This is a genomic window from Streptomyces albidicamelliae (assembly GCF_025642175.1).
In the GTDB taxonomy this organism is placed as follows: Bacteria; Actinomycetota; Actinomycetes; order Streptomycetales; family Streptomycetaceae; genus Streptomyces; species Streptomyces albidocamelliae.
Map to the genome: position 1 here is coordinate 5,676,828 of NZ_CP106795.1, position 20,599 is coordinate 5,697,426.

16 protein-coding genes are annotated in these 20,599 nt (G+C 71.4%); 5 read left to right on the forward strand and 11 right to left on the reverse strand.

Going from position 1 to position 20,599, the window contains the following annotated elements:
- Positions 1 to 78 precede the first annotated feature (78 nt).
- Both N8I86_RS26105 and N8I86_RS26110 read left to right on the forward strand, forming a co-directional pair.
- Positions 79 to 663 carry a DUF6114 domain-containing protein gene (locus tag N8I86_RS26105; RefSeq protein WP_073889651.1) on the forward strand — a complete coding sequence of 195 codons (585 nt, stop codon included), beginning with the start codon at positions 79 to 81 and terminating at the stop codon, positions 661 to 663.
- Positions 653 to 2,029: a hypothetical protein gene (locus N8I86_RS26110; protein WP_263278835.1), complete on the forward strand. Its 1,377-nt coding sequence runs from the start codon at positions 653 to 655 to the stop codon at positions 2,027 to 2,029. Before N8I86_RS26105 ends, N8I86_RS26110 begins: the two co-directional genes overlap by 11 nt.
- Before the next feature lie 98 nt (positions 2,030 to 2,127).
- Here the strand turns inward: N8I86_RS26110 and pyk are convergent, their stop codons facing one another.
- The 3 genes from pyk to pta all read right to left on the reverse strand — a co-directional run bounded on the left by pyk (position 2,128) and on the right by pta (position 6,943).
- A complete protein-coding gene (pyk, locus tag N8I86_RS26115; protein WP_263278836.1) occupies positions 2,128 to 3,552 on the reverse strand; it encodes a pyruvate kinase in 1,425 nt (474 codons plus the stop codon).
- Positions 3,553 to 3,636: 84 nt separating this feature from the next.
- A complete protein-coding gene (locus N8I86_RS26120; protein WP_263278837.1) occupies positions 3,637 to 4,845 on the reverse strand; it encodes an acetate kinase in 1,209 nt (402 codons plus the stop codon).
- 22 nt (positions 4,846 to 4,867) lie between these two features.
- Positions 4,868 to 6,943, reverse strand: a complete 2,076-nt coding sequence (pta, locus tag N8I86_RS26125) for a phosphate acetyltransferase (RefSeq protein ID WP_073889657.1) — start codon at positions 6,941 to 6,943, stop codon at positions 4,868 to 4,870.
- A gap of 192 nt (positions 6,944 to 7,135) precedes the next feature.
- On the opposite strand from pta, the gene N8I86_RS26130 reads away from it, so the two are divergent.
- Entirely contained in the window at positions 7,136 to 8,161 is a 1,026-nt protein-coding gene (locus N8I86_RS26130; RefSeq protein WP_073889659.1) for an ATP-dependent 6-phosphofructokinase, read from the forward strand.
- 86 nt (positions 8,162 to 8,247) lie between these two features.
- Here the strand turns inward: N8I86_RS26130 and dacB are convergent, their stop codons facing one another.
- From dacB to N8I86_RS26165, 7 genes are all read right to left on the reverse strand, one after another.
- The gene (dacB, locus tag N8I86_RS26135) at positions 8,248 to 9,858 is read right to left on the reverse strand and encodes a D-alanyl-D-alanine carboxypeptidase/D-alanyl-D-alanine endopeptidase (protein WP_263278838.1); all 1,611 of its coding nucleotides are present in this window, start codon (positions 9,856 to 9,858) and stop codon (positions 8,248 to 8,250) included.
- Positions 9,859 to 9,990: 132 nt separating this feature from the next.
- The gene (locus tag N8I86_RS26140) at positions 9,991 to 10,698 is read right to left on the reverse strand and encodes a transcriptional regulator (protein WP_073889662.1); all 708 of its coding nucleotides are present in this window, start codon (positions 10,696 to 10,698) and stop codon (positions 9,991 to 9,993) included.
- A 138-nt stretch (positions 10,699 to 10,836) separates the two neighbouring features.
- On the reverse strand, positions 10,837 to 11,664 hold the full coding sequence (locus tag N8I86_RS26145; protein ID WP_263278839.1) for a carbohydrate ABC transporter permease: 828 nt from the start codon (positions 11,662 to 11,664) through the stop codon (positions 10,837 to 10,839).
- Entirely contained in the window at positions 11,664 to 12,527 is an 864-nt protein-coding gene (locus tag N8I86_RS26150; protein ID WP_263278840.1) for a carbohydrate ABC transporter permease, read from the reverse strand. Before N8I86_RS26150 ends, N8I86_RS26145 begins: the two co-directional genes overlap by 1 nt.
- Entirely contained in the window at positions 12,524 to 13,897 is a 1,374-nt protein-coding gene (locus tag N8I86_RS26155; RefSeq protein ID WP_263278841.1) for an extracellular solute-binding protein, read from the reverse strand. The genes N8I86_RS26150 and N8I86_RS26155 overlap by 4 nt, the downstream gene beginning before the upstream one ends.
- Before the next feature lie 108 nt (positions 13,898 to 14,005).
- Entirely contained in the window at positions 14,006 to 14,719 is a 714-nt protein-coding gene (locus tag N8I86_RS26160; RefSeq protein ID WP_123436623.1) for a response regulator, read from the reverse strand.
- Positions 14,716 to 16,368 (reverse strand): sensor histidine kinase, encoded by a 1,653-nt coding sequence (locus N8I86_RS26165; RefSeq protein ID WP_073889668.1) that lies wholly within the window; start codon positions 16,366 to 16,368, stop codon positions 14,716 to 14,718. Before N8I86_RS26165 ends, N8I86_RS26160 begins: the two co-directional genes overlap by 4 nt.
- Positions 16,369 to 16,522: 154 nt before the next feature.
- Here N8I86_RS26165 and N8I86_RS26170 point away from each other — a divergent pair, with 154 nt between their 5' ends.
- Positions 16,523 to 17,902, forward strand: a complete 1,380-nt coding sequence (locus N8I86_RS26170; RefSeq protein ID WP_073889669.1) for a cation:dicarboxylate symporter family transporter — start codon at positions 16,523 to 16,525, stop codon at positions 17,900 to 17,902.
- A 209-nt stretch (positions 17,903 to 18,111) separates the two neighbouring features.
- On the opposite strand, the gene N8I86_RS26175 is transcribed toward N8I86_RS26170, so the two are convergent.
- Entirely contained in the window at positions 18,112 to 18,735 is a 624-nt protein-coding gene (locus tag N8I86_RS26175) for a TetR/AcrR family transcriptional regulator (RefSeq protein ID WP_263278842.1), read from the reverse strand.
- Between the two features lie 142 nt (positions 18,736 to 18,877).
- Between N8I86_RS26175 and N8I86_RS26180 the strand changes: the two genes are divergently transcribed.
- Positions 18,878 to 20,551 carry an MFS transporter gene (locus N8I86_RS26180; RefSeq protein ID WP_263278843.1) on the forward strand — a complete coding sequence of 558 codons (1,674 nt, stop codon included), beginning with the start codon at positions 18,878 to 18,880 and terminating at the stop codon, positions 20,549 to 20,551.
- Positions 20,552 to 20,599 lie beyond the last annotated feature (48 nt).

Below are 20,599 nucleotides of genomic sequence, written 5' to 3' on the forward strand. Positions count from 1 at the left end.
CCGTCCACACTCCGGCCGCGTCCGCGCACGCGGCACACATCACCACCACAGCAACACCGCACCAGGGAGCTGTTTTCCATGAGCGCCGAGACCCCTGCCGCCGCACCCGGCCAGTTCACCCACCGGAGGCAGCAGTTCCGCGCCTGGCGGGGCACGCGTCCTTTCTGGGCCGGTCTGTTCGTCCTGCTCGGCGGCGTTCCGATCATGTACTTCCCGTACGCCCACCTGCAGTTCGGCCATCTGACGCTGGCGATGGCGACCACTGCGGGAGCCGGATCCCTGATCATCGGTGTGCTGCTGATCGTCCTGGGCGTCAGTCTCTGGTTCCAGAAGCACGTGCGGACCTTCGCGGGAGTCGCCGCGATCCTCCTCGCACTGGTGTCCATCCCCGTGTCCAACTTCGGTGGCTTCGTCCTGGGCTTCCTGCTCTCCCTCATCGGTGGAGCGATGGCCGTGGCCTGGGCGCCGGGCGCCACCGAGCAGCCGGAACCGGCCGCCGAGGCCGCCCCGGCCGCGGGCGACGTCCCCGGGACCGCTCCGGACAAGGGCGACACCGCCGGATTCGCTCCGCTGCCCGGCCAGGGCGCGGACCCGGTGAGCACGAACGACCTGTCAGGAACGAGCCCGGCCAACGGGGCGAACGGGAGGCACAGTGCCGGCTGACGAGGCGATCCGCGGGACCGATGTGGACGGGTCCCGTGCGAGAACCGGTCCCCGCCACGCGGCACCCAGGAAGCCGCTGTTCACCAGGTTCCACATGCCGGCCGGCAAGGCGATAGCCTCCGTGGCGATGCCGACCGCGGTGATCGTGGGCATGGGGTTCACCTCCACGCTCGCCCTGGCCGACAACGGCAGCCCGTCCCCCTCGACGTCGGCCAAGAGCCTGACGGCCGACGAGTACAAGGACTGCGTCAAGGCGCTGGACGACTCCGGTGACACCTCGGCCTCGCCGTCGCCGTCCTCCTCGGAGAGCACGAAGCCGACGGAGACGGCCACACCGGGCACCGACGCCGAGGGCGGCAAGGATGCCGGCGGCGCCAAGGACACGGGCAAGACCTCTTCGCCGGATTCAGGTTCCGGCGACCAGGGCACGCCCGAGCCGAGCGCGACCCCCGGTTCCCCCGACACCGGCACCGGCACGTCCGACAAGGGCTCCGGCTCCGGCGGCGACACGGCCACGCCCACCCCGTCCGCGTCCCAGAGCAGCGGCAACCTGCTGGACACCATCGGCGACACGCTCGGCGACGTCCTGACCGGCGGCGGCAAGGACTCCGGCACCTCGTCCGCGAGTCCCACCCCGTCCGCGTCCCCGTCGTCGGCCGCACCCTCGGCGTCGGCGTCCGGGTCCGGTACGTCGACGTCGGACACGGCCGGCACGAAGGTCTCCGACACCGTCAAGGACACCGCCTCCAAGGCGGGCAAGACGGTCTCGGACACGGTGAAGAACACCACCGACAAGGTCTCGAAGACGACCGAGGACACCGCGAAGGCGGCGCAGGACGCGGCCGGGTCGGCGACGCCGGCCCCGTCCGCGAGCGCCTCCGACGCCGCGGACGACTGCCCGGTGGCCACGGACGACGAGAGCGGCGTCGACAACAAGACGCCGGTGGCGGACGACCCGTGGTACCTGAACGCCAGCTCCCTGCTCCTCAAGGGCGCCGACTACCAGGGCGTCGTCGAGGTGAAGACGGCCAACGGCACCAAGAAGAAGGTGCTGAAGTACGTCATCTCGGGCGGCACGGACATCGGTGACCTGCACCAGACGGTCAACGACAAGCAGGCGAACAAGACCTACCACGTGCAGGCGGCCAAGGGCTCGACGTCGACCATCCGCAACGGCGACACGGTGATGTACACCGAGAGCATCTCCGGCAACCTGTTCGGTCTGATCCCGGTGACCTTCAGCCCCGACAGCCCGCCCCCGCTGAACATCCCGCTGATCTACTTCACCCACGTGAAGGTGGTCCAGGCGGCCCAGTTCGGCGGCAGCCTCCACGTGCCCGGCATGCACGTGTACACGACCGACTGAGCGGTCACGCAGGCCCGTCCGGGAGCCGCGGACGACTGAGGGCGCCCCCCGTGCGCGGGGGGCGCCCTCAGTGCCGTTCAAGGCCCTTGCGGGGCTCGTCAGTTGGTGCCGCCGATGTGGTGCACGCGGAGCATGTTGGTGGTGCCGGGGACGCCGGGGGGCGAGCCGGCGGTGATGATGACCGTGTCGCCCGAGTCGAACCGGCTCAGCTTGGCGATCTCCTGGTCCACCAGGTCGACCATCTCGTCGGTGGTGTTCACGAACGGCACGACGTGCGACTCGACGCCCCAGCTCAGGGTGAGCTGGTTGCGGGTGGACTCGTCCGTGGTGAAGGCGATGATCGGCTGGCACGCGCGGTAGCGGGAGAGGCGGCGCGCGGTGTCACCGGACTGGGTGAAGGCGATCAGGCCCTTGCCGCCGAGGAAGTCGGCGATCTCGGCGGCCGCACGGGCCACCGAACCGCCCTGCGTACGCGGCTTCTTGCCCGGGACCAGCGGCTGCAGGCCCTTGGAGAGCAGCTCCTGCTCGGCCGCCTGGACGATCTTCGACATCGTCCGGACCGTCTCGATCGGGTACGCGCCCACGCTCGACTCGGCCGAGAGCATGACCGCGTCGGCGCCGTCCAGGATCGCGTTGGCCACGTCGGAGGCCTCGGCGCGGGTCGGACGGGAGTTGGTGATCATCGACTCCATCATCTGGGTCGCCACGATCACCGGCTTGGCGTTGCGCCGGCACAGCTCGATCAGGCGCTTCTGCACCATGGGGACCTTCTCGAGCGGGTACTCGACGGCGAGGTCGCCACGCGCGACCATCACGCCGTCGAACGCCATCACGACGTCCTCCATGTTCTCCACCGCCTGCGGCTTCTCCACCTTGGCGATGACGGGGACCCGCCGGCCCTCCTCGTCCATGACGCGGTGCACGTCCTGGACGTCCTTGGCGTCCCGGACGAAGGACAGCGCGACCAGGTCGCAGCCCATCCGGAGGGCGAAGCGCAGGTCCTCGATGTCCTTCTCGCTCAGCGCGGGCACGTTGACGGCCGTGCCGGGCAGGTTGATGCCCTTGTGGTCGGAGACGACACCGCCCTCGATGACGATCGTCTTCACCCGGGTGCCCTCGACGTCCAGGACCTTCAGCTCGACGTTGCCGTCGTTGATGAGGACCTGGTCGCCGCGCGAGACGTCGCCCGGCAGCCCCTTGTACGTGGTACCGCAGATGTGCTTGTCGCCGGGCACGTCCTCGGTCGTGATGACGAACTCGTCACCGCGCTCGAGCTCGACCGGACCCTCCGCGAAGGTCTCCAGGCGGATCTTCGGGCCCTGGAGGTCGGCGAGGACACCGATGGCCCGGCCGGTCTCCTTGGACGCGGCACGGACGCGGTCGTACCGCGCCTGGTGCTCGGCGTGGGTGCCGTGGCTGAAGTTGAACCGGGCTACATTCATGCCCGCCTCGACCATGGCGACGAGCATCTCGTGGGTGTCGACCGCGGGGCCGAGAGTACAGACGATTTTCGAACGGCGCATGGGGCGATCCTATCGGTTTGTTTCGCTACGGAATATTCCGTCTGGCGGAAGATACAAATGAGTGCCACACCGCTCAGGTGCTATTCAGTTGTTCTTTCCGACCAGTGCGTAGGTCTGGGTCGCGATCTCCAGTTCCTCGTCCGTCGGCACCACGGCCACGGCCACCCGCGCGGACGCCGGGGAAATCAGCCGCGGCCCGTCGCCGCGCACGGCGTTCAGTTCCGGGTCGACCGCCATGCCGAGCCCGTCGAGGCCCGTGATCGCGGCCTCCCGCACCGGCGCCGCGTTCTCGCCGACGCCGGCCGTGAAGGCCACCGCGTCCACGTTCCCGAGTACGGCGAAATAGGCGCCGATGTACTTCTTGAGCCGGTGAATGTAAATGTCGAAGGCGAGCCGGGCCTCTTCGTCGCCCTCGTCGATCCGCCGGCGGATCTCCCGCATGTCGTTGTCCCCGCAGAGACCGAACAGACCGCTCCTCTTGTTGAGGAGAGTGTCGATCTCGTCCATGGACATTCCGCCAACCCGTGCCAAATGGAAGATGACGGCCGGATCCAGATCACCGGATCGCGTACCCATCACCAGCCCCTCCAAGGGCGTCAGCCCCATCGAGGTGTCCACGCACCGGCCGCCCCGGACCGCGGAGGCCGAGGCGCCGTTGCCCAGGTGCAGCACGATGACGTTCACCTCGGACGGCTCCTTGCCCAGCAGCCGCGCGGTCTCCCGGGAGACGTAGGCGTGCGAGGTGCCGTGGAAGCCGTAGCGGCGGATCCGGTGCCGGTCGGCGATCTTCGGGTCGATCGCGTACCGCGCCGCGGACTCCGGCATCGTCGTGTGGAACGCGGTGTCGAAGACGGCGACCTGGGGCAGGTCGGGGCGCAGCGCCCGAGCGGTGCGGAGGCCGGTGAGGTTCGCCGGGTTGTGCAGCGGGGCGACCGGGATCAGCCGCTCGATCTCGGTGAGCACCTGGTCGTCGACGACGGTGGGCTCGGTGAAGAACATCCCGCCGTGCACCACCCGGTGGCCGATCGCGGCCAGGTCCGGCGAGTCCAGGCCGAGCCCGTCGCGGCCCAGCTCCTCGGCGACCGCCTTGAGGGCGGCGTCGTGGTCGGCGATCGGCCCGGTCTGCTCACGGGTGGCGCCGGTGGTCAGGCAGGTGTGCCTGAGCCGGGAGGTCTGCTCGCCGATCCGCTCCACCAGGCCGGCGGCCAGCCGGCTCCGGTCGCGCATGTCGAGCAGCTGGTACTTCACCGACGAGGAGCCGGAGTTGAGGACGAGGACACGGGTCGCGGTCACGGTGTCGGGGTGCTTTCTGTGCTCAGGTGGCGGGCGTCTGGGCCTGGATCGCCGTGATGGCGACGGTGTTGACGATGTCCTGCACGAGCGCGCCGCGGGACAGGTCGTTGACCGGCTTGCGCAGACCCTGCAGGACGGGGCCGACCGCGATCGCGCCGGCCGAGCGCTGCACGGCCTTGTAGGTGTTGTTGCCGGTGTTGAGGTCCGGGAAGATCAGCACGCTGGCCTGGCCGGCGACCTCGGAGCCCGGCAGCTTGGTGGCGGCGACGGACGGCTCCACGGCCGCGTCGTACTGGATCGGCCCCTCGATCTTCAGGTCCGGGCGCCGCGAGCGGGCCAGTTCGGTGGCCTCGCGCACCTTCTCGACGTCGGCGCCCGAGCCGGACGTGCCAGTGGAGTACGACAGCATCGCGATCCGCGGCTCCACGCCGAACCGCGCCGCCGTAACGGCCGACTGGACGGCGATGTCCGCCAGTTGCTCGGCGTTCGGGTCCGGGTTGACCGCGCAGTCGCCGTACACGAGCACCTTGTCGGCGAGGCACATGAAGAAGACGGACGAGACGATGGACGACTCCGGCTTCGTCTTGATGATCTCGAAGGCCGGGCGGATGGTCGCCGCCGTGGAGTGCACCGAGCCGGACACCATGCCGTCGGCCAGCCCCTCCTCGACCATCAGGGTGCCGAAGTAGTTGACGTCGGAGACGACGTCGTAGGCGAGTTCGACCGTGACGCCCTTGTGGGCGCGCAGCGCCGCGTACTTCCCGGCGAAGGTGTCGCGCAGTTCGGAGGCGGCCGGGTCGATCAGCTGGGTGTCGCCCAGGTCGATGCCGAGGTCGGCGGCCTTCTTGCGGATCAGGTCGACCGGCCCGAGCAGGGTCAGGTCGCACACGCCCCGGCGCAGCAGCACCTCGGCCGCGTGCAGCACCCGCTCCTCGGTGCCCTCCGGCAGGACGACCCGCCGGCGGTCGGCGCGGGCCTGCTCCAGCAGCTTGTGCTCGAACATCATCGGCGTGACGCGGTCGCTGCTCGGCGCCGAGACCCGGCGGGCCAGGTCGGCGGTGTCGGCGTACCGCTCGAACAGACCGAGCGCGGTCTCGGCCTTGCGCGGGGTGGCCGCGTTCAGCTTGCCCTCCAGGGAGAACAGCTGCTCGGCGGTGGGGAACGAGTTGCCGGCCACCGAGAGCACGGGGGTGCCGGGGGCGAGGCGGGCGGCGAGGGTGAGGATCTCGTCGCTCGGCACCTCGTTCAGGGTGAGCAGCACACCGGCTATCGGCGGGGTGCCAGCGCTGTGCGCGGCCAGCGAGCCGACGACCAGGTCGGCGCGGTCGCCGGGGGTGACGACCAGGCAGCCCGGGGTCAGGGCGCCCAGGAAGTTCGGCAGCATCGCGCCGCCGAAGACGAAGCCGAGCGCGTCCCGGGCCAGGCCCGACTCGTCGCCGAGCAGCACCTTCGCGCCGAGGGCCTGGCCGATCTGCGCGACCGTCGGCGCGGACAGCGCGGGCTCGTCGGGGACGACCCAGCAGGGCACCGGGAGCCGGTTCGCGAGCCGCTCGGCGATCTCGTCGCGGTCCTCGCGGGCGACCCGGTTGGTGACCATGGCGAGGACGTCGCAGCCGAGGCCGTCGTAGGCGCGGAAGGCGTTGCGGGTCTCGGCCAGGACCGACTCGGTGCTCTGCCCGCGGCCGCCGACCACCGGGATGACGGAGGCGCCGAACTCGTTGGCGAGGCGGGCGTTGAGGGACAGTTCGTCGGGGAACTGGGTGTCGGCGTAGTCGGTGCCGAGGACGAGGACGACGTCGTAGTCGCGGGCGACCCGGTGGAAGCGGTCCACCAGCGTGGACACCAGCTCGTCGGTGCCCTGCTCGGCCTGGAGCGCGGACGCCTCGTGGTAGTCCATGCCGTAGCCGGTCGCGGGGTCCTGCGAGAGGCGGTACCGGGACCGCAGCAACTCGAACAGCCGATCGGGACCGTCGTGGACGAGCGGACGGAAGACGCCCACCCGGTCGACCTGCCGGGTGAGGAGCTCCATGACCCCCAGTTCCACTACCTGGCGGCCGTCACCGCGGTCGATCCCGGTCACGTACACGCTGCGCGTCACGTGTCCACTCCGTTCCTCATGTCTGGTGGGTCGCGTCCTCGGCACAAAAACTGCCCACCGAGGTGAGCAGATCCCTCTTGACAATACCCCTGGTGCCGGTTAAGGCGCCCGTCAGGACTTCACCGCCCCGACGGACGTGAAAGAATCGAATCCGGCTCACCGGTACCCACAGCGAGCAGGAGACACAGCACGATGCGCATCGGAGTTCTCACCGCAGGCGGCGACTGCCCCGGCCTGAACGCCGTGATCCGGTCCGTCGTGCACCGTGCGGTCGCGCAGTACGGCGACGAGGTCATCGGCTTCGAGGACGGCTACCGGGGTCTGCTCGACCGCCACTACCGCGCCCTCGACCTGGACGCGGTCAGCGGCATCCTCGCCCGCGGCGGCACCATCCTCGGCTCCTCCCGCCTGGAGCGCGACCGGCTGCGCGAGGCCTGCGAGCGGGCCACCGACATGGTCGAGGAGTTCGGCATCGACGCGCTGATCCCGATCGGCGGCGAGGGCACGCTGACCGCGGCCCGCATGCTCTCCGACGCCGGTCTCCCGGTCGTCGGCGTCCCGAAGACCATCGACAACGACATCTCCTCCACCGACCGCACCTTCGGCTTCGACACCGCCGTCGGCGTGGCCACCGAGGCCATGGACCGCCTGAAGACCACCGCCGAGTCCCACCAGCGGGTGATGGTCGTCGAGGTCATGGGCCGGCACGCCGGCTGGATCGCCCTGGAGTCCGGCATGGCCGCCGGCGCCCACGGCATCTGCCTGCCCGAGCGCCCCTTCGACCCCGCCGACCTGGTCAAGATGGTCGAGGAGCGCTTCGCCCGCGGCAAGAAGTTCGCCGTCGTCTGCGTCGCCGAGGGCGCGCACCCCGCCGAGGGCTCCATGGACTACGACAAGGGCGAGATCGACCAGTACGGCCACGAGCGCTTCCAGGGCATCGGCACGGCGCTGGCGTACGAGCTGGAGCGGCGCCTCGGCACGGAGGCCAAGCCGGTCATCCTCGGTCACGTCCAGCGCGGTGGCGTCCCCACCGCCTACGACCGCGTCCTCGCCACCCGCTTCGGCTGGCACGCCGTCGAGGCCGCGCACCGCGGCCAGTTCGGCCGGATGACCGCGCTGCGCGGCACCGACATCGTGATGGTGCCGCTCGCCGAGGCCGTCACCGAGCTGAAGACCGTGCCGAAGGACCGCATGGACGAGGCGGAGTCGGTGTTCTAGACCGTTCCCCGTCCCGGACCCCGCCGGGCCGTACCGGCGTCACCCCGGCGTCAGCGCGGCCCGGGCCGCCACGCCCTCCGCACGGCTCACGGGCCGCTGCCCGCGCCGGCCGCGTCCTGCTGGAGCAGCTCGGAGATCCGGGCGATGTCCTTGGCCACGGACAGGACGTCGTCCGCCGTCGCGGCCATGGAGTCGTTGAAGACCACGGCGAACAGGCGGTACCGGCCGCCGCCGGCGTCCAGGTAGCCGGCCATCGCCCGGGAGGCGACCAGCACCTGCCCGGTGAGGTCGTTCCCGTCGGCGCGGGTCCCGGTCTTCGCGAACACCTTGCCCCTGGCCGGGCTGTCCGCGCCGAACAGGGCCAGGTCGCCGCTGACGCCCAGGACCGGCAGCGCCTCGCGGAAGCGCGTGGCGTCGGGCCCGTTCAGCCAGTATGTCAGCAGCGGCATGTAGGCGCGCGGGGTGAACGCGTCGCCGGGCACCCCGCCCTCCCCGTCGGCCTGGGAGGCCTGGGCCGGATCGACCCCCGCCTTGTCGTCGAACGCCTTGATCGAGGCGAAGCCGTCCTGGCAGTTCCGGCTGCCCCGCCGGACGGCGAGCAGGCAGACCATCAGATCGGCGCCCAGGTTGTGGCTGACCTTGAGGATGAGCGTGGCCTCCTGCTCGAACGGCACGGAGACCAGCCGGGCCACCGGATCGCCGCCCGGGGTGTCCGCCGGGGGCGCCGGGTCGGGTCCGGTCGCGGGGGCGTCCACGGTGACCCCGGCCCGCTCCAGGGCCTCGATGAACGCGGTGCGCGCGAACGCCGCCGGATCCGCGATCGGCGTCGTGACCAGCCACGGATCGGCGTCGGCCGCCAGGGTCCCGGACACCGTGATGACGCCGTCCGCCCCCGTCGTCGCCGTGATGGCGGTGGGCTTGCCCGCGGCCACGGTGGTGACCCGGTACCTGACCGAGTTCCGCGCGGTCCGCGGACGCCAGGTGAACGAGGCCCGCTCACCGGGAGTCGTCGGGGTGCTCAGGATGTCGATCAGGTTGTCGTTGACGATCATAGGGTCCGGATCGGTGGTCAGCGCCGGGTCCGGGGCGAACAGCCGGTTGTCGACCACCACGTCGCCCCTGACGTGCGTGATCCCGCGGGCCCGTACCTGCCTGGCCATGTCGTCCAGCCCGGCGAGCGGGTTCTCCGGGGTGAGCTGGGCGAGGCCGGGCAGGGCGTCGGCGTACGTGTGGTCCACGGGCCGGTAGTCGAGGGTGCCGTTCGGCTTGGTCCGGCCGCCCATCGTCAGATCGCCCGAGGCGACCAGCACCAGGTTCCCGTCGAGGGCGCCGTCGCCGATCCGGCCCCGCGCGTACACCGGGGTGGTGGTGCGGTGAGCGCCGCCGAAGGTGTCCCAGGCGCTCGACACGGTGAACAGCTTCGTCGTCGACCCGGGGACGAACAGCCGCTCCGGGTTGAGCGAGGTGACCGTGCGGCCGGTCGCCGGGTCGACGACCAGCAGACCGAACTGCCCGTGCCGGTAGACCGGTTTGTCCATGATCTGCTGAATGCGCGGATCGATCGGTGCACCGTCCGCGCGTGCCGGGGTCCCGAGGGTGCCGGTGCAGGCGCCCGTCAGCAGCAGGGGCAGGCACAGGCACAGTCCCGCGGCCAGGGCCCGCCGCCACGCCCCGCGGCCTCGTCCGCTTCCCGCCATGCGCCGCCCGCCGTTCCCTGCCTCCGGACGGGATCGGGACACCCGTCTCCTGGTGCCCAGCGTCCCGGCGGTCGGGGTGAAGCGCGCACTGGCTCGCCCGTCCGGGTGACGGCACTCGCCGTGGCGCGGGTCCTACGGCGTTCTCCTCTCGACGCCCGCCCAGAAGTTGTCGACGATCCGGTCGAGGAAGTCCCGTCCGGACTCGCTGGCACCGCGCGTGCCTCCGCCCCAACTGAGGGTGGCGGCCATGTGGCCCTGGTAGTCCTGGTGCAGTTCCTGCAGGACCTCCTCCAGGACGTTCCGGTCGACCGGGGCCAGCTTCGTCACCGGCCGGACGTACGCCTGCCAGCGGGTGGTCACCGCGCTGTGCAGCAGCTCGGCGAGTTTCGCCTCGCGGCCCGTGACGGTCACGAAGTCCGGCAGGGCGAGGTCCAGCACCCCGGCGAGCGCCGCCGACTGGCGTTCGTTGCCCCGCCAGTCGTCGCGCTCCTCCATCCGCAGGTAGCCGCGCAGGTCCATGCCGACGGCGTGGGCGACGTCCTCCGCGGCGACGGCCCGGGCGATGCGGTGCTCGCGCAGGGTGCGCGGGCGGCCGAGGAGTTCACCCGGGGAGCACCACAGCACGCCGGCCAGCGCGGTGAGTTCGGGGTTGGCCGGGGTGGCGGTGCCGCGTTCCCAGGCGGTCACGAGGTCGGGGGTGACGTAGGGCAGGCCGTAGGAGACGCGCAGTCCGTAGGCGACGTGCTCGGGACCCATGCCGAGCGCGGCGCGGAGCCTGCGGGCGGCCGGGGCGTTGAACGGGGGAGCGGGCTGGCTGGGCTGGGGTGAGGGTGGGCGCACCCCGCACAAGGTAGGGGCGCACCCGGGCGGTGACTACGGGCTGTTCCGCCAACATCACGCTTGGTGGGTTCGTACGTCTGGATCGGCTCGCCGCCGGTGGCACCCGGTGTCACCCCCGTCACCTGCGGTTACCGGGCGTCACCCCTTCACCGCGCCGCCCAGTGCGAATCCGCCGCCCAGTCTGCGGGCCACCAGGACGTAGAGCAGGATCACGGGGGTGGAGTAGATGACGGAGAACGCGGCGAGCTGTCCGTAGGCCACCATGCCCCGGTTGCCGAAGAAGTCGTTGATGCTGACCGAGGCCGGCATCCGGTCCGGGGTGAGCAGCAGCATGAACGGGACGAAGAAGTTCCCCCACATCATCACGAACGAGAAGACGGTGACCACGGCGACGCCCGGTCCCATCAGCGGCAGCACGATCCGGACCAGGGACTGGAGCGAGGACGCGCCGTCCGTCCACGCCGCCTCCTCCAGTTCCCTCGGCACCCCGTCCATGAAGTTCTTCATCAGCCAGATGGCGAACGGCAGCTGGGAGGCGGCGAAGAAGAGGATCGTGCCCTGGAGGGTGTCGATCAGGTTCACCCGGACGAACAGCGCGTACACCGGCACCATGATCGCCGTGATCGGCAGGCTCGTCGCGAACAGGATCGACAGCAGGAACGGCCGGTTCAGCCGGGACCGGAACCGGGAGAGCGGATAGGCCGCGAGCGCGGCGCAGGCGACGGTCAGCGCGGTGGCGCCCCCGCACAGGAGCAGGCTGTTCAGCAGCGGGGTGTAGGTGATGTCCGGAGTGAGGACCGCGTCGAAGTTCGCCAGGGTGAGCCCGCCCGGGACCCTCACCCGCAGGCCGGCGTGCGGGTCCACGGACGACAGCAGCACCCAGGCGAGGGGCAGCGCGAAGGCGGCGGCCGCGGCGAGGAGCGAGACGTCGGCGGCGAGCCTTCGGGAGGCGCGCTTGCGGGGCATCAGACCTCCGTCCGCAGCAGCCGCAGGTAGACGACGGAGAACAGGGAGCCGACGAGCAGCAGGAGCAGGGCCACGGCGGTGCCGTAACCGATCATGCTGTTCTGGAAGGCCTGTTCGTACATGTACAGCGGCAGGGTCTGGCTGCGGTCCCCGGGGCCGCCCCGGGTCATCACCCAGATCAGGCCGAAGACGGACAGTGTCTGCAGCGTGTTGAGCATGAGGTTGGTGCCGATGGACCGGCGGATCATCGGCAGCGTGATGTGCCACATCCGGCGCCACCCGCCGGCCCCGTCCACCTCGGCCGCCTCCGTGATCTCGGCGGGTATCCCGTCGAGGGCGGCGGAGTACACGAGCATGGAGAAGGCCGTGCCGCGCCACACGTTGGCGAACGACACGGCGAGGACGGGCAGGGTGAACAGCCAGTTCTGCCGGGGGAGATGGAACTGGTCCAGGATCGCGTTGAGCGTGCCCTCGCGCCGGAAGAACGCGTAGAGCAGGAACCCCGCGACCACCTCCGGCAGCACCCAGGCCGTGACGACGACCCCGCCGGTGAGGGTGCGGACGGGCTTCGAGGCACGCTTCATCAGCGCGGCCAGGGCGAGCCCCAGGGTGTTCTGCCCGACGAGCGAGGACAGCACGGTGAACACCAGGGTCAGCCACACGGCGTTCAGGAAGGCGTCGTCCCGGAACGCCCGGCGGAAGTTGGCGAGGCCGACGAAGGAGGAGTGGGCCTGGCCGGTCAGCTGGAGGTCGGTGAAGGCGATGTAGGCGCAATAGGCGATCGGGCCGGCGAGGAAGAGCAGCAGCAGGACGAGGGCGGGGGTGAGCGGAAGGGCCCGGGCGGCCCGGCGCCGAGCCGTCACCTGCGGACCACTCGGCCGCCGGTGACGTCCTTCAGCGTGGCGTCGTAGTCGCCGGCCGCCTGCTCCACCGACCGGTCGCCGGTCGTCACGCCCTCCATGGCCTCCTGGACGGCCGTCGACACCTTCGGGTACGCGGGGAACGCCGGCCGGTAGTGGGTGCTCGCCACGAGTTCGGTGAAGAACGCGATGCCGGGCTGGGCGGTGGCGTACGCCGGGTCGTCGGCGACGTCCTCGCGGACGGCGATGCCGGAGTTGGCGATGTACCACTTCCGGGCGTTGTCCTTGGTCTGCATCGTCCGGATGAAGTCGAAGGCGAGGCCGGGGTTGCCGGCCTTGGCGGGAATGGCCCAGGTCCAGCCGCCGGACATGCTCACCCTGCCGGGTGCCTGCCCGTCCTGCGTCGGCATGGCGGCCAGTCCGAGCCGCTTCGACCAGTCCGGCCACTCGTGCCCGCTGCCCGGCAGCCAGTCCTGCGGCAGCCAGGAGCCGTCGAGGTCGATGCCGAGCCTGCCCTCGGGCAGCAGCTCACCGCGGACGGCGGTGGCGAAGTTGGGGTCGAGGGCGTCGGAGACGTCCGGACCGAGCTTCTCCTTGTACACCGTCTCGACGAACCGAAGCGCGTCCCGGAAACCCCGGCCGCCGGTGATCCACTTCTTGCTCCCGGCGTCGTACAGCGGGTCCGTCCTCCCGTCGCCCGTGCCGTAGAGCAGCATCTCGAAGCCCTGCATGGTGGCGGCCTCGCCGGCGGGCTTGCCGGTGTAGACGTTGATCGGGGTGACGCCGGGGACCTTCCTCTTGATGGTCCGGGCGGCGGCGAGCACCTCGTCCCAGGTCTTCGGCTGCCAGTCGGCGGGCAGGCCGGCCTTCGCGAAGACGCGCTTGTCGAACCAGAGACCGCGGGTGTCGGTGCCGTCCGGGACCCCGTACGTCTTCCCGTCCTCGCCCCTGGCCGCCGCCTTCGCCGTGCCGATGAACCGTTTCCAGTCCGGCCACTTGGCGAGGTACGGGTCGAGCGGCTTCAGATAGCCGCTGGTGATGTCGGAGTTGATGAGGAAGGTGTCCTCGTAGACGAGGTCCGGTGCCGTACGCGGTGACCTCAGCATCTGCTGGAGCTTGGTGTAGTACTCCGAGTCGGGGGCCTTGATGGGGACGAACTCCACCTTCTTGCCGGGGTACTTGCTCTCGAACTGCGTCTTGATGCCGGCGAGGTAGGTGTCCATCACCTTGACGGAGTTGTCCGTCGACTGCTTGTACGACACCTTCACGGTGTCGGGGCTGCTGCCGGATCCCGGGCTGCACGCGGTGAGCGCGGTGGCGGCGAGGGCGGCGGTGAGGAGGGCGGAGAGGGCGGCGGTGGGGCGCACGGGCATGACCTCCTGAGCACACGTGGGGTGGCGCGGAGATTGCTGCCGTGTGAAGGTAAGAGCGGTGGTCCGGTCAGGTCAATGAGTAGGCGGGCATTGGCTGGTGACGGTGTGTCAGTGTCCGGCGGAGTCCGCGTCCCATCGGCCCTGGGGCATCCACCGGTACACCAGCTCGGGCCGGCCCACCTGCCCGTACAGCGGACTCCGGCCGGCCCGGCCCGTGTCGACCAGGTGCTCCAGATAGCGGCGGGCCGTGATCCGGGAGATTCCCACGGCCTCGGCCGCGGCCGCCGCGGTGAGTCCCTCGGCCGCCTCCCGCAGCGTGCCCGTCACCCGCTCCAGCGTCGGCCCGCTCAGCCCCTTCGGCAGGGCCGCCGGGGCCGGGGCGCGGAGCACCGCCAGGGCGCGGTCGACCTCGTCCTGGCCGCTCGCCTCGCCGACGGACGCGTGGAACTCGGCGTAACGGACCAGCCGGTCGCGGAGCGTGGCGAAGGTGAAGGGCTTGAGCACGTACTGGACGACGCCCAGGGAGACGCCCTCGCGGACCACCGCCAGGTCCCGGGCCGAGGTCACCGCTATGACGTCCGCGTGGTGCCCGGCCGCGCGCAGGGAGCGGGCGAACTGCAGCCCGTTCACGTCCGGCAGGTGCAGGTCCAGCAGCAGCAGGTCCACCGGGGTGCGGTCCAGGACCCGGCGGGCCTGTGCGCCCGTGTGCGCCTTGCCGACGGCGACGAATCCCGGCACCCGGCCCACGTACATCACGTGCGCGTCGGCGGCCACCGGATCGTCCTCCACCACCAGCACCCTGATCGGCTGCCCGCCGCTCATGCCGCGCCGCCTTCCCGCGCCGGGGAGGCACCGGCCCCGGCCGTGCGCAACGGCAACCGCACCTCGAACACCGCTCCGCCCTCACCCTCCCGGTCGGACTCCGCCACCGTCAGTGTGCCCTCGTGGCGGGACACCGCCTGCCGGACCAGGGCCAGGCCGAGGCCCCGGCCGCCGGGCCCGGCCGGCTTCGTCGAGAATCCCCGCTGGAACACCAGGTCGCCATGGGCGGGGTCGAGACCCGGACCCGAGTCCGTCACCCTGAGGACGAGCTCGGCGGCCGACGCGTACGCCGTCACCGTCACCCGCGCACCGGCGCTGCCCTGCGCCGCGTCCACCGCGTTGTCGATCAGATTGCCGAGGATGGTGACCAGGTCCCGCGCGGACACGCTCTCCGGCAGCAGCCCGTCGTCCAGGCGGCTGTCCTGCGACACCACCAGCTCCACGCCCCGCTCGTTGGCCTGCGCCGTCTTGCCCAGCAGCAGGGCGGCCAGCACCGGCTCGCTCACCGCGGCGACCACCTGGTCGGTCAGGGCCTGGGCCAGTTCCAGCTCGGCCGTCGCGAACCGGACCGCCTCCTCGGCGCGGCCCAGCTCGATCAGCGACACGACCGTGTGCAGCCGGTTCGCCGCCTCGTGCGCCTGGGAGCGCAGCGCCTGCGTGAACCCCCGCTCGGAGTCCAGCTCACCCATGAGGGACTGGAGCTCGGTGACGTCCCGCAGGGTGACGACGGTGCCGCGCCGCTCCCCGCCGGTCACCGGGGAGGTGTTCACGACCAGCACCCGGGACGCCGTGAGGTGGACCTCGTCCACGCGCGGCTCGGAGGCCAGCAGGGCGCCCGTCAGCGGGGCCGGCAGGCCGAGCTCCGCCACCGAGCGGCCGACCACCTCCTCCGCCCCGTCCACACCGAGCAGCTCCCGGCCGCCGTCGTTGATCAGCGCCACCCGGTACTGCCCGTCCAGCATCAGCAGACCCTCGCGCACCGCGTGCAGGGCCGCCTGGTGGTAGTCGTGCATCCGGCTCAGCTCGGCCGCGTTCATGCCGTGGGTGTGCCGGCGCAGCCGGGCGTTGATCACATAGGTGCCGACCGCCCCCAGCAGCAGGGTCGTGCCGGCCACCGCGAGCAGGGCCGTGACCTGGTCCTGCACCCGCGCGCTGATCGCCTCCACCTTGATCCCGGCGCTGACCAGGCCGATGACCCGGCCGTTGTCCTCCACCGGGGTCACCGCGCGCACGGACGGGCCGAGCGTGCCGGTGTACGTCTCGGTGAAGGTGTGGCCGTGCCGGGCGGGGTCGATGCGGCCGAGGAAGCGCCTGCCGATCTGCTTCTCCTCGGGGTGGGTCCAGCGGATGCCCCGCGGGTCCATGATCGTGACGAAGTCGACGTCCGCGTCCCGCATGACCTGGAGCGCGTACGGCTCCAGCTCGGCCGTCGGGTCCGGGGTGCGGATGGCCTCGCGGACCGAGGGGGCGTCCGCTATCGAGCGGGCGACCGCCGTCACCTGCCGGACCGCCGCGTCCTCGGCCTGCCGCCGGTCGCTGACGTAGGTGAACAGCGCGTACCCGGCGACGACCACCGCGATCAGCACGGCCTGCATGGCGAACAGCTGGCCCGCCAGGCTGCGGGGTCGGCGGAGGAGGGGGAGGCGCATGTCAGCAGTGTGCCTCTCCGGTTAAGCGTGAACTAAATGAACGGAAGGGTGACCGCTCTCACAGGGCGGGAGATAGTCACGGCATTCCCCCGTAACGCCCGGACGTGAGCCGCACGCCGGTTGTTCGCCGACGAAGACGTCAAGGAGGGCAGTCGTGGCCGCCAGCACCCCCGACACGGCACCTGCCGCACCCCGCGTGAAGCGGGACCGGACCCATTACCTGTACATCGCCGTCATCGTGGCGGTCGCGCTCGGCATCGCCGTGGGCCTCATCTGGCCGGATGCCGCGGTCGAGCTCAAGCCCCTGGGCACCGGCTTCGTGAACCTGATCAAGATGATGATCTCGCCGATCATCTTCTGCACCATCGTGCTCGGCATCGGTTCCGTGCGGAAGGCCGCCAAGGTCGGCGCCGTCGGCGGTATCGCCCTCGGTTACTTCCTCGTGATGTCCCTCGTCGCGCTCGCCATCGGCCTCGTCGTCGGCAACGTGCTGCACCCGGGCGAGGGGCTGCACCTGACCGACGCGCTCAAGCAGACCGGGCACGCCCAGGTCTCCAGCGACGCGCTGCCGCCCGTCGACTTCGTGCTGTCGATCATCCCGCTCACGTTCGTCTCCGCGTTCACCGAGGGGCAGGTCCTCCAGACGCTCCTGGTGGCCCTGCTCGCCGGATTCGCCCTGCAGGCCATGGGGTCGGCCGGACAGCCGGTGCTGCGCGGCATCGAGCACATCCAGCGCCTCGTCTTCCGCATCCTGGCCATGGTCATGTGGGCCGCGCCGATCGGCGCCTTCGGCGCCATCGCGGCGGTGGTCGGCTCGGCCGGCCTGGACGCGCTCAAGAGCCTCGCGGTACTGATGCTCGGCTTCTACGTCACCTGCTTCCTGTTCGTCTTCATCGTGCTCGGCGCGCTGCTGCGGATCGTCGCGGGCCTGAACGTCTTCTCGCTGTTCAAGTACCTCGCCCGGGAGTTCCTGCTGATCCTGTCCACCTCCTCCTCCGAGTCCGCGCTGCCGCGGCTGATCGCGAAGATGGAGCACCTGGGCGTGAGCAAGCCGGTCGTCGGCATCACCGTGCCGACCGGCTACTCCTTCAACCTCGACGGCACGATGATCTACATGACCATGGCGTCGCTGTACATCGCGGACGCGCTGGGCACGCCGATGTCGGTCGGCGAGCAGATCCCGCTGCTGCTCTTCCTGCTGCTGGCCTCCAAGGGCGCGGCGGGCGTCAGCGGGGCGGGTCTCGCGACCCTCGCGGGCGGTCTGCAGTCGCACAAGCCCGCGCTGGTCGACGGCGTCGGCCTGATCGTCGGCATCGACCGGTTCATGAGCGAGGCGCGCGCCCTGACCAACTTCGCCGGGAACGCGGTCGCCACGGTCCTGGTGGGTACCTGGACCAAGGAGATCGACGACGCGCGTGTCCGGCGGGTGCTCGCGGGCGAGCTGCCGTTCGACGAGACGACGCTGCTCGACGAGGGCGGGACGACGGTCACCCCGGTCCCCGAGCCGAGGGAAGAGAAGCTGGCCAAGGCCTAGGGCCTGTCGTTTGGGTCATGCCCGCGTCGCGGGGCGTGGCACGCACCACGCCCCGCTCGGGTCGGCCGACAAGGCACCGTGGGCCAGGCCGGATTGATCCAAACGAAAGACCCTTAGCCGCCCACCGGCCCCGGCGCCCGTCGAACGTCGGCGCCCCTCCGGTTCCGGACGCCCGGCCCCGCCTGAACCCGGGCCGGGCGTCCGGTCGTTCAGGAGTCCTCACTCACCCTCGCCACCAGAGAGGTGGCCAGCGAGGCGGGTACGCCCGCCGCGGTCAGCACGGCGACCGTGGCGGAGCGGCCCGCCTCCTCCGCCGTGAGCAGCCCGTCGTTCACCGCCTCCATCACCGCGAAGAGCATCTGCTCGTGCACGTAGGCCAGCGCCGCAGCGGGCAGCGGGGAGCTGAACACGCCCGAGTCCAGCCCCTGGCGGAGCACACGGATCTTGGTCTCGCGCAGCGGGGCGAGGCGCTCGCGGATGCCCTGCACGGTGACCGTGCGCTGGGCCAGGGCGACCAGCAGCCGGTAGCGGTCGGCGACCGCCCAGATCGCCAGCACCGAGCGGGCCACCGCCTCCGCCGGGTCGGTCACCGTGTCCCGGGCGTGGCCGTCCGCGTCCGCCAGCGCCTCCACGGCCCCGTCGATCAGCGTGCTGATCAGCGCCTCCCGGCTGGGGAAATGGCCGTACACGGTCCGTCGTACGACGCCGGCGGCGCGGGCGATCTGGTCCATGGAGGCGTCGGGGTCGCGCAGCAGCTCGGCGAGGGCGACGTCGAGGATGCGGCGTCGGTTGGCGTCGGCGCGGCTGGTGCTACCCGTGGTCATGGCGGTCATTGTGCCTCCCCGAGCCGACTTGCACAGCGTTGTGCAACGACGTACATTGCACATGGTTGTGCAATTGCACATGGCTGTGCAAGGAGAGGACGCGCAACCTCGTGAAGTTCCCGTCGCGCATCCGAGGAAGGCGACCCCTGCCATGCGACTCGTCATGACCGAACCGGTCGAGAGGATGAACCGGCCCTACGCCCGGCGCTGGTGGGCACTGCTGGTGCTGTGCCTGAGCCTGCTGATCATCGTGATGGCGAACACCGCCCTCACGGTCGCGGCGCCCGACATGACGAAGGACCTCGGCCTCTCCGGTGCCGACCTCCAGTGGGTGATCGACGGCTACACCGTCCCCTACGCGGCCCTGATGCTGCTGCTCGGCGCGATCGGTGACAAGTACAGCCGGCGCGGCGCCCTCGTGCTCGGCCTCGTCGTCTTCGGCGGCGGAGCGGTCTTCGGCTACCTCGCCGGCAGCGCCACCACCGTCATCGCGGCCCGTGCCGTGATGGGCGTCGGCGCGGCCCTGATCATGCCGGCCACGCTCTCGCTGCTCGCCGCGACCTTCCCGCGCGCGGAGCGGGCCAAGGCCATCACCCTGTGGACGGCCACCGCCGGACTCGCCATCGCCGCCGGACCGGTGGTCGCCGGCGCCCTGCTGCGCGACCACGGCTGGGCCTCGACCTTCCTGATCAACGTGCCCGTCGCGGCCGTCGCCCTCGTCGGCGCCTTCGTCCTCGTCCCGCCGTCCCGGGCGGGTCACCACGACCGCATCGACTACGTCGGCGGTCTGCTGTCGGTGATCTGGGCCGGCGCCCTGATCTACACGATCATCGAGGGCCCGCACTTCGGCTGGGGCGCCAAGGCCGTCACGGCCGCGGTGGTCGCGGGTGTCGCCCTGACCGCCTTCGTCCTGTGGGAGCTGCGGCACCCGCGCCCCATCCTGGACGTGCGCCGCTTCACCGGCCGCCGGTTCGCGGGCTCCAACCTCGCCGTCGCCCTGTTCTTCCTCGCCGTGTTCGGCGCCTTCTACTACCTCACCCAGCACCTGCAGTTCGTCCTCGGTTACGACGCCCTGGAGACCGGTGTGCGCATGCTGCCGCTGGCCGGCGCCGTCTTCGCCGGCTCGGCGCTGACCGGCTGGCTCACCCCCCGCGTCGGCATGAAGTGGACCGTCGGCGCGGGCATGGTCGGCGGCACCACCGCCCTCGCCCTGCTCACCCGCGTGGACGCGGCCTCCGCCTACGGCGACCTCGTGGCACCCCTGGTCATCCTCGGCCTCGCCATCGGCCTCGCGCTCTCGCCCTGCACCGACGCCATCATGGGCGCCTTCCCGGAGGCCGAGCTGGGCGTCGGCGGCGCCGTCAACGACACCTCGCTGGAACTGGGCGGCTCGCTGGGCATCGCCGTCCTCGGCTCGCTGCTCGCGACCTCCTACGGCGACCACCTCACCGACGCCACCGCCGGCTCGAAGCTCCCGGCGAGTGCCCTGGACACCGCGCGGGACTCGGTCGGCGCCGGGTACGCCGTCGCGCAGGGCATCGGTGACAAGGCGCACCAGGTGGCGGCTCGTGCCGCGGCCGCGAAGGACCCGCAGCAGGCGGCGCAGCTCAAGCAGCAGGCCGGCGAACTCGCGGGCGGCGCACGGCGGATGGCCGACGCGGTGGGCTCCGCCTTCTCCGACGCGGTGGCCCACACCAGCCTGGTCGGCGCGGTGATCCTGGGCATCGGCACGGTCCTGGTGGCCGTCCTGCTCCCGCGCCGCGAGAGCCCCGCCCCTCAGGTGAAGGAAGAGGAGAGGGAACTCGTGGACAGCGCGGCCGGCTGACCGCCGGGCGCCCGCGTCCGCTAACGTGCCGCTCCGGATCGACCGGAA

Bases quoted from the DNA above. Each gene is read 5' to 3' on its own strand.
- N8I86_RS26105 (WP_073889651.1), top strand. From the start codon at position 79: ATGAGCGCCGAGACCCCTGCCGCCGCACCCGGCCAGTTCACCCACCGG.
- pyk (WP_263278836.1), bottom strand. From the start codon at position 3,552: ATGCGCCGTTCGAAAATCGTCTGTACTCTCGGCCCCGCGGTCGACACC.
- N8I86_RS26130 (WP_073889659.1), top strand. From the start codon at position 7,136: ATGCGCATCGGAGTTCTCACCGCAGGCGGCGACTGCCCCGGCCTGAAC.
- dacB (WP_263278838.1), bottom strand. From the start codon at position 9,858: ATGGCGGGAAGCGGACGAGGCCGCGGGGCGTGGCGGCGGGCCCTGGCC.
- N8I86_RS26145 (WP_263278839.1), bottom strand. From the start codon at position 11,664: ATGCCCCGCAAGCGCGCCTCCCGAAGGCTCGCCGCCGACGTCTCGCTC.
- N8I86_RS26155 (WP_263278841.1), bottom strand. From the start codon at position 13,897: ATGCCCGTGCGCCCCACCGCCGCCCTCTCCGCCCTCCTCACCGCCGCC.
- N8I86_RS26160 (WP_123436623.1), bottom strand. From the start codon at position 14,719: ATGAGCGGCGGGCAGCCGATCAGGGTGCTGGTGGTGGAGGACGATCCG.
- N8I86_RS26165 (WP_073889668.1), bottom strand. From the start codon at position 16,368: ATGCGCCTCCCCCTCCTCCGCCGACCCCGCAGCCTGGCGGGCCAGCTG.
- N8I86_RS26175 (WP_263278842.1), bottom strand. From the start codon at position 18,735: ATGACCGCCATGACCACGGGTAGCACCAGCCGCGCCGACGCCAACCGA.
- N8I86_RS26180 (WP_263278843.1), top strand. From the start codon at position 18,878: ATGCGACTCGTCATGACCGAACCGGTCGAGAGGATGAACCGGCCCTAC.